The sequence below is a fragment of the Tropicimonas sp. genome (assembly GCF_047971885.1).
In the GTDB taxonomy this organism is placed as follows: domain Bacteria; phylum Pseudomonadota; class Alphaproteobacteria; order Rhodobacterales; family Rhodobacteraceae; genus Tropicimonas.
In genome coordinates this window covers 1-8469 of sequence record NZ_JBKEAE010000105.1, presented here as the reverse complement: position 1 = coordinate 8469, position 8469 = coordinate 1, and the positions used below count along the sequence as shown (strand labels likewise).

General features: G+C 65.6%; 9 protein-coding genes, 1 tRNA gene and 1 pseudogene. 9 read left to right on the top strand and 2 right to left on the bottom strand.

The window, feature by feature from the left end; genetic code table 11:
* The 7 genes and pseudogenes from ACK5IR_RS09295 to ACK5IR_RS09265 form a co-directional block, all read left to right on the top strand.
* Positions 1–250, top strand: a 250-nt coding sequence (locus tag ACK5IR_RS09295) for a hypothetical protein (protein WP_416928164.1), incomplete at its 5' end; no start/stop codon positions are given.
* Between the two features lie 125 nt (positions 251–375).
* Positions 376–570 (top strand): annotated as a pseudogene (locus ACK5IR_RS09290) (transposase); the annotation flags it as partial.
* Positions 571–776: 206 nt separating this feature from the next.
* Entirely contained in the window at positions 777–1550 is a 774-nt protein-coding gene (gene radC, locus ACK5IR_RS09285; RefSeq protein ID WP_416928162.1) for a RadC family protein, read from the top strand.
* 131 nt (positions 1551–1681) lie between these two features.
* Positions 1682–1951 (top strand): DksA/TraR family C4-type zinc finger protein, encoded by a 270-nt coding sequence (locus ACK5IR_RS09280; protein ID WP_416928160.1) that lies wholly within the window; start codon positions 1682–1684, stop codon positions 1949–1951.
* A gap of 135 nt (positions 1952–2086) precedes the next feature.
* Positions 2087–2872 (top strand): 5-oxoprolinase subunit B family protein, encoded by a 786-nt coding sequence (locus tag ACK5IR_RS09275; RefSeq protein ID WP_416928158.1) that lies wholly within the window; start codon positions 2087–2089, stop codon positions 2870–2872.
* On the top strand, positions 2869–3903 hold the full coding sequence (locus ACK5IR_RS09270) for a biotin-dependent carboxyltransferase family protein (protein WP_416928156.1): 1035 nt from the start codon (positions 2869–2871) through the stop codon (positions 3901–3903). The genes ACK5IR_RS09275 and ACK5IR_RS09270 overlap by 4 nt, the downstream gene beginning before the upstream one ends.
* Positions 3900–4658: a LamB/YcsF family protein gene (locus ACK5IR_RS09265; RefSeq protein ID WP_416928154.1), complete on the top strand. Its 759-nt coding sequence runs from the start codon at positions 3900–3902 to the stop codon at positions 4656–4658. Before ACK5IR_RS09270 ends, ACK5IR_RS09265 begins: the two co-directional genes overlap by 4 nt.
* Positions 4659–4686: 28 nt before the next feature.
* Here ACK5IR_RS09265 and ACK5IR_RS09260 read toward each other — a convergent pair whose 3' ends face one another.
* Positions 4687–5667 carry a complex I NDUFA9 subunit family protein gene (locus ACK5IR_RS09260; RefSeq protein ID WP_416928152.1) on the bottom strand — a complete coding sequence of 327 codons (981 nt, stop codon included), beginning with the start codon at positions 5665–5667 and terminating at the stop codon, positions 4687–4689.
* A gap of 183 nt (positions 5668–5850) precedes the next feature.
* On the opposite strand from ACK5IR_RS09260, the gene ACK5IR_RS09255 reads away from it, so the two are divergent.
* Together ACK5IR_RS09255 and ACK5IR_RS09250 are read left to right on the top strand one after the other, a co-directional pair.
* Positions 5851–5937: transfer RNA gene (locus ACK5IR_RS09255), tRNA-Leu, on the top strand.
* A 254-nt stretch (positions 5938–6191) separates the two neighbouring features.
* Positions 6192–6941, top strand: a complete 750-nt coding sequence (locus ACK5IR_RS09250; protein ID WP_416928150.1) for a sulfite exporter TauE/SafE family protein — start codon at positions 6192–6194, stop codon at positions 6939–6941.
* A 130-nt stretch (positions 6942–7071) separates the two neighbouring features.
* Here the strand turns inward: ACK5IR_RS09250 and ACK5IR_RS09245 are convergent.
* The coding region (locus tag ACK5IR_RS09245; RefSeq protein ID WP_416928148.1) for an AAA family ATPase at positions 7072–8469 on the bottom strand (1398 nt) is incomplete at its 5' end.

Sequence of the window (8469 nt, the reverse complement as noted above, 5' to 3'; positions counted from 1 at the left end):
CGAGCGCACCCGCCGCTTACTCTATGTCACCTGTACTCGCGCAGAAGAGAGCCTCGCGCTTGTGCTCTATTCCGAGGCCCCCGACACGATCCGCAGTTTCTTGACCTCCAAAAAATGGATGGCCGAGGACGAGATCGTGATGGCTGCTGCCGACTGCACTTATCAGGAATCCGTTCACATGCACAGCGTAAAACGTGGCCCTCAGCGGTCGGCTGTCCTTGATCCGATGCCGCAGCGCAGCTTCCCCTAGACTGCCGTTCGGCACCGGGTGCAGCTCTCTCAACTCACTAGGCCGCTATGCACCCTCATCGCAATCATTCGTGGAATCGATCGTCCCAAGTGCGCTCATTGCTCGGTGTCGACTCCCGCCGCGACATGGCGCTCCGGCAGACGACCGGGTTCGTCGAAAGCCTCCTGCGGCTGGTTGGCCTCGACTGGGTGGTGCCCGACTTCAGCACGCTGTCCCGTCGCCAGAAGGCGCTGGCGGTGAACATCCCGTATCGCGGCTCCAGGGGCCCGCTGCACCTGCTCATCGACAGCACCGGGATCAAGGTCGAGGGCGAAGGCCAGTTGTTCGACGGCGTCCATGACCTCGGCCTGCTGTGCCTCGCTGGGCGCGTCCCCAGCGGCAAAGCTGATCACGCCCGCCCGGTAGGTCCACTGGTGTCGGCTGGCGTCGATATGCGGACCTTATCGATACCGGAGCGAACGAAGCTGCAGGACGGCCCCGGCAATGTGTTAACCCGCCATTCACCGTGGTGTACGAGAGTTGGCGCATGCGCCGCGATTCCGCCTTTGCCGAACCGATGATGCCGCTTTTCGCCGAAGACGAGGCGACGGCGGTTCCGGTGGTGCCGGAAACTCCGCAGGGCCGGCTTCCGTCCTATATCCGCGATCATCGCCGGCGGCTGCGCGATCGTTTCCTTGAGGGAGGTGCCACGGCGCTTCCCGATTACGAACTGCTGGAACTGGTCCTGTTTCGCGCCATCCCGCGTCAGGACGTGAAACCGCTGGCGCGCCGCCTGATGGATGTGTTCGGCGATTTCAACCGTGTGATCGCCGCTTCGCCCGCGCGGCTGGAACAGGTGCGCGGTGTCGGCGCGGCTGTGGTGCTGGAGCTGAAGCTGATCGAGGCGGCGGCGCAGCGGATGGCCCGGTCGCGCATCCTGCAACGTGAGATCATTTCAGGCTGGGATGCGCTGCTCGATTATTGCCGCACCGTGATGGCGCACCGCGAGACCGAGCAGTTCCGGGTGCTGTTTCTCGACCGCAGGAACGTGCTGATCGCCGACGAACAGCAGGCGCAGGGCACGGTCGATCACGTTCCCGTCTACCCGCGCGAGGTGGTCAAGCGGGCGCTGGAACTGAACGCCTCGGCGCTCATTCTGGTGCATAACCACCCGTCGGGAGATCCCACGCCGTCCGAGGCCGATGTCGCAATGACACAGGCCGTTGCCCGGGCCGCCGAGGCGCTCGACCTGACGCTTCACGACCATCTTATCGTGGGCAGGGGAAGCGAACTGAGCTTCCGCAGCGCCGGGTATCTCTGAACCCGGGGGGGGCGTGCCGCCACCGGACGGTTCGGAGCTTTCGCTGCTCGCCGTATGGACCGGTGTAATCCGTCGCTTTGGTCTGAGAGCGGGGTAGGGTACTCTTGCGCCCACGATGAGGAGTGGAAGGTATGGCGGGCGGATGGGCGCGCGACGGCGCGGTGAACGAACAGATAGAGGCGTCGATCGCGGATGAACTGAAGCGGATGAAATCGCGCCGCGACCCGGTGGGCGAAAGCCTGAGCCATTGTGCGGAATGCGGCGAGCCGATACCCGAGGCGCGGCGGCAGGCGGTTGCCGGGGTGAAGCTGTGTATCGATTGCCAGTCGGAACGCGATGCCCGTCCGGCCCGGCGCGCTGGAATCAACCGGCGCGGATCGAAGGACAGCCAGTTGAAGTAGGGCGGCAGAAGGCCCGCCCGCGCACCTGACGGCGCGGATGGCCCGGCGGGCGTGTCGACGACGGCGAAAACCGCATGAAGCGCACCACGTTGACATATTGCAGGCATTTCATAGGTTCGAGCCGGAACACTGCGAATGGCAGAACGGATTGTACCCATCGGAACCGGAGCCTTGCACGACGACCAGAATTCCGTTTTTCCGCGAATTGCGGCGCTGGGGCTCGACGGGTTGCTGGTGCAATTTGCGGATACCTTTTCCGAGCCGGCAAACCGCGCCGTGCTGGCATTTCGCCGCGCGCTGTCGGATGCGGATTTTCCCGGCGTTCTGGAAACGGCGGGGTCGCTTGCCTCTGTTCATGTGCGGTTCGATCCGGCGGTGCTGCCGCATTCGGAGCTGACACGGGAACTGTCTGTCATGCTTGCCGCACGTGACTGGTATCGGGCGCCGCTGCCGGCGGGCCGGCGGCTCTGGCGGATACCGGCGGCCTTCGGCGGAGAGGCCGGTCCCCAGCTTGCCCGCGCCGCCGCGCTGGCGGGTGTCTCCGAAGCCGAGGCTGCCGAACAGCTTTCCACCGCCCGACTGCGGATTCTGGCGACGGGTTTCGCCCCGGGGCAACCCTATTTGGGCATCTTGCCGGGCACCTGGAACCTGCCGCGCCAGACCAGCCTGCAAACCCGGGTTCCGCCCGGGGGCATTGCCCTGGCAGTGCGCCAGATGGTGCTTTTCCCGGCCGCGTCGCCCACCGGTTGGTACCATGTCGCCCGCACCGCATTCCGCTGTTTTCGGGCCGAAGCGGCCGATCCCTTTCCGCTGAAACCGGGGGACGAGGTGATGTTTCCCGCCGTTGCGGTCACGGAGGTCGGCCGCCTGCTGGCCGATCCTGCGGGCGAAGGCGGCGCCGAGCGGGAGGATATCCGGTGAGCCGCGCGCTTGTCGTTCGCAGCACCGGTCCGGGTGTTTCGGTGCAGGACATGGGCCGTGGCGGATTTCTGTCCGCGGGACTTTCGCGCGGGGGAGCTGCCGATCCGGTGGCACTGGCCGAAGGCGCGGCGCTGCTGTCACAGCCGGCTGCGCTGGCGGCGCTCGAAATCGCGGGCGTGGCCGTCGAGGTCGAACCGACCGCACCGCTGTGGATTGCGTTGACCGGAGCGGAGATGCGCGCCCGTGCCGGTGACCGCCACCTCATCTGGAACGCCTGCCACCCTTTGCTGCCGGGCGAGATAGTGCACCTGACCCCCGTCGCTGCCGGCACCTATTCCTACCTGCATCCGGGGGGCGGTATCGACACGCCGCTGCTGGTCGGGGCGCGCGGCGCGCATCTGGCGGCCGGGCTCGGCGCGATGGTGACAAGCGGTGCGTGGCTGCCGGTCGGGGTGGATCCGCATCCCGCCCGGCAGGCGCTGCGCCTGCCGCCGGACAGCCGCTTCGATGGCGGCACGATCCGGCTTCTGCGCGGCCCGCAGAGCCGGCTCTTTTCCCAATCGACGCGTGTGCGCTTTGTGGCAACGCGTTTTTTCCGTTCGGTGCGCGGAAACCGGCAGGGGGTGCAACTCGATTTTTCCGGCGAGGGGTTTTCCCCCGCAACGGGCCTGCAGCTTCTGTCCGAGGTTGTCGTGCCCGGGGATGTGCAGATCACCGGCGACGGTACACCCTATGTGCTTGGCCCCGAATGCCAGACCATCGGGGGATATCCCCGGATCGGAACCGTGATCCCGCAGGACCTGCCGCGCGTTCTTCAGGCAGCACCGGGTGCCGGGCTGCGGTTTGAATTCGTTTCGATGGAAGATGCGCTGGCCGGCCGTGTTACGGCCGAGGCCATGGTGCGCGCCCTTCAGCGCAAGTTGCACCCGCTGATACGCGACCCGAAGCAGATTGCCGATCTTCTGTCCTATGACCTGATCAGTGGCGTGACGACAGGGCGCGAGCTTTCCGGCCCGGAGGATATCCGATGACCCGCAGGATCGACCTCAACGCCGATATGGGCGAAGGGTACGGCCGCTGGCGCATCGGCAACGACGGTGCACTGCTCAAGGTCGTCACCTCGGCCAATATCGCCTGCGGAATGCACGCCGGCGACCCCGATGTGATGGCCGATACGATGGCCAGCGCGGTGGCCGCCGGGGTCGGTCTGGGGGCGCATCCGGGCTTTCCGGATCTTCAAGGGTTCGGCCGGCGCAGGATGCATCTGCCCGAATCCGGCTTGCGCAACCTGATCCGCTATCAGCTTGGCGCGGCCGGGGCGATGGCGCGCGGCGCCGGCGGCAGGCTGCGCCATTTCAAGCTGCACGGCGCGCTGTCGAACATGGCATCGGAAAGCGCGGATCTTGCCCGCATCTGTTTCGAGACGGCGCTCGATACCGATCCCGGGCTTGTCATCCTTGTCCTGCCGCGCACGGCGATGGAGGCGGCGGTGCGCGGTCTCGGCTGCGACTGGGCGGGCGAGATATTCGCCGACCGCGCCTATAACGACGATGCGACGCTGATCGATCGCGCGCTTTCCGGCGCGATGATCCGCGATCCGGTGCAGGCGGCCGCCAACATGGTTGCCATGGCCGGCGAGCAGGCGATCATCTGCGCTTCGGGCCAGCGCCTTCCCTGCCGGATCGATACGATCTGCGTGCACGGCGACACGCCGGAAAGCCTGCGAATCGCCACTGCCGTGCGCCACGGGCTCGAAGCCGCGGGGTTCGAGGTCGCACCGCTCTGAACCGGGCCGGGGCGGCCCGGCAGGCGGATCAGACCCGCAGATCCCTGGCCGATTCGGTGATCGCCTCGTACTGTCCGTGCGGACGGAACTTCCACAGGTATTCGGGCAGTACGGCGCCGGTCGCCATCGGGTCGACCCCAAGTTCGCCAAAGCCGCGCGCGCCTTTGCCGACCACGTTGTCATGCGCAAGGCTGCGCACCTGATCGGCGGTCAGCGGCGCCCGCACCAGACCGAAGCTCACCGTCTGAACCACGCCGAAGGCGCCGGCGATAAACCGCGCCATGCCGAACGACATGTTGTGGATCAGCCGGCGGCGGCGGATGATTCGCAGCATCTGTTCCATCAGTTCGCGGAACGTGCGCACGTCCGGTCCGCCGAGTTCATAGATGCCCGGCGCCGCCCTGCCGGCAAGTGCAACCGATGCCGCCTGCGCGATATCGTCCACGTAGACGGGCTGGAATTTCGTCTCGGCTCCGACAACCGTCAGAACCGGCCCGAACCTGCTCTGCCTGGCGAAGCGGTTGAAAAAACTGTCTTCCGGACCGAAGATGATCGATGGGCGCAGGATGACGGCATCTGGCATCTCGGCCAGAACCACCGCCTCGCCCAGTCCCTTGGTCCGCAGATAGTCGCTATCCGAAGCAGGATCCGCACCTATCGCCGAAACATGCACCAGCGAAGGGATTCCCGCCCTGGCTGCCAGCCGCGCGATACGCCCTGCGCCATCGACGTGAATGGCCTCGAAGGTGTTCTTGCGATGCTCGGCGAGGATGCCGACGCAATTGACCACCGCATCGGCGCTGTCCATCGCCGCGGCAACCGAGGCATCGTCGCGGATGTTGCAGGCGACGGGCTCGACCTGCCCGACCTCGCCATAGGTGCGCACGACGCCCGCCTCGTTCGGATCGCGGGTTGCCACCCGGACGCGCCAGCCGTCCTTGGCGAGGCGACGGGCCACATATCGTCCGACGAAACCCGAGCCGCCAAAGATCGTGACGATTCTCGACATGGATAACTCCTCAGTTCGCTGGCTAATGTGCGGGATACCGCCGGGCGGTCGCGGGAACAAGCAGCGATTGAGTCGCGGGCCGGATTCTGCATGTCGGGCGGCACATGACGATCATGGCGAATACGCCAAAAACGCCGTTGACACCTTTCGGCGCCGGGGATAATCACCGCCTCCACGACACCTGCCCAGGTGGCGGAATTGGTAGACGCGCTAGCTTCAGGTGCTAGTGTCCGTACGGACGTGGAGGTTCGAGTCCTCTCCTGGGCACCAATCATGCATATCAGTAACGATCAGCGGTGCGCATTCTCCTGTAATTGCGTGCATCACGCTGCGTGCTGTCCGTCGATGGTTGCCAAACGTGCCCATATCTCCCCACGGATTGGGCAGGCGGGCACCTGTCGGGACGGTCATGTCCGACCCAGCGGCATATTGAATCTCACTTGCCCGCAGCCTATGCGGTGGATCTGCATCCGTATCCGAAACGACAGCGCCGCACGAAGCCGTTCGGATCGCCGCCAAGCGGAGTGAGTACCTTGGAATTCTGGGTCGTCGCCGGCATTGCCGCCTTTCTGATGGGCGTTTCCAAGGGCGGGATACCGATGCTGGCGATGTTGTCGGTTCCCCTGATGTCGCTTTTCATGGAGCCGGCCATGGCTGCGGGGCTTCTGCTTCCGCTCTATATCGTCGCCGACTGGTACGCGGTCTATCTTTTCCGCAAGACCTTCTCGGCCCGAAATCTCGCGATCATGCTGCCCGGTGCCGCCGCCGGGGTCGCCGTTGCCTATCTGACGGTCTCGCATGTGCCGGGGAATGTGGTGAAGCTGGTCGTGGCGGCCATCGGCCTTTCCTATCTCGTCAGCGCGCTCCGCCAGCGCTTTGCAAGGCGCCTGCCGCTGCCGCGCCCCGCTGATGTGCCGCGCGGGCTGTTCTGGGGCGCGCTGGCGGGGCTGACGAGCTATATCTCGCATGCCGGCGGGCCGCCCTTTCAGGCCTATATTCTGCCGCAACGGCTCGAGAAGATGGTCTATCTCGGAACCACCACCATCTTCTTCGCCGCCGTCAACCTGATGAAACTGCCGCCCTTCGTCCTTGCGGGGCAGATTACCCGCGAGAGCCTGTCGCAGGCGGCCTGGGTTGCGCCCTTTGCGCTGCTCGGCGCCTGGACCGGCGCGCGGATCTCGCGAATCCTGCCCGAACGGATTTTTTTCATGGTGATCGAAATCGCGCTTGGTGTGGTGTCGCTGAAACTTCTCTGGGAGGTTTTCGTCGCCTGATCCCGTCCGGTCATAGTGGCCTACCGGGCATTCCGGCCGGGCCCGAATCGCGATATGCGGCCTCGCGCCGGTGGCCCGGGCGCGAAGCCGCCATATCTGGAGCGTCAGGTCGAAGGCGAAGCGGCGGTTGTCAGTGAACCACCGCACCTTCCGGCGGATGCCGGCTGGTGCTGCCGATATGATCGCCGACGATCAGCCCCTCGGCCCCTGCCGTCACCTCGACCGTATCGCCATCCCTGATCTCACCCGACAGGATCATCCCGGCCAGTTCGTCCTGCAGTGCCTTCTGGATGACGCGCTTGAGCGGCCGGGCGCCGAACACCGGATCGTACCCCTCGTCGGCAAGCCAGGTTTGCGCCGCCTGATCCAGAACCAGCGTGATTCCACGCCGGTCGAGGCGCTTCTGCAGCAGCCGTAGCTGGATATCGACGATACCGTCCATGTCCTTGCGGGTCAGCCGGTCGAAGATGATGGTCTCGTCCAGACGGTTGAGGAATTCGGGCCGGAAATGCGCCCGGACCGCATCCATCACGTCGTGGCGCGCCTGGGCGCTGTCCGCGCCCTCGGGCAACCGGCTCAGCGCCTGACTGCCGAGGTTCGAGGTCAGCACGATCAGCGTCTGCCGGAAGTCGACATGGCGCCCCTGCCCATCGGTCAGAACACCGTCGTCGAGAACCTGCAACAGCACGTTGAAGACATCGGGATGGGCCTTTTCAACCTCGTCGAACAGTACAACCTGATAGGGCCGCCGCCGCACGGCTTCGGTCAGCACGCCGCCCTCGTCGTAGCCGACATAGCCCGGGGGGGCGCCGATCAGGCGGGCGACGGCGTGTTTCTCCATGAACTCCGACATGTCGATGCGCACCATGGCGCTGTCGTCGTCGAACAGGAATTCCGCGAGCGCCTTGGTAAGCTCCGTCTTGCCGACACCGGTGGGCCCGAGGAACAGGAACGAGCCGAGCGGCCTGCCCTCCTCGTTCAGACCGGCCCGCGCACGCCGGACGGCGTTCGAAACCGCCGTCACCGCCTGGCGCTGGCCTATCACCCGCTTGCCGATCTCTTCTTCCATGCGCAGCAGCTTGTCGCGCTCGCCTTCCAGCATCCTGGTTGTCGGGATGCCGGTCCAGCGTTCCACCACCTCGGCGATCTGCTCGGGGCGCACGGCCTCTTCGACCATCACGTCGCCCTCGGAACTCTCGGCCTCGGCCAGTTTCTTTTCGAGCGACGGGATGATGCCATAGGAAAGCTCGCCCGCCTTGGCGAGATTGCCTTCGCGCTTGGCAATGTCGAGTTCCGCCCGTGCCTGATCGAGCTGCTCCTTCAGGCCGCGCGCGCTTTCCAGCTTGTCGCGCTCCGATTGCCAGCGCGCCGTCAGTTCGGCCGATCGCTGCTGCAATTCACTCAGTTCGCGCTCGAGCTTTTCGAGCCTGTCGTTCGAGGCGACATCGTCCTCTTTCTTCAGCGCCTCGGCCTCGATCTGCTTTTGCAGGATTTCACGGTCGAGCGCGTCAAGCTCCTCGGGCTTGGA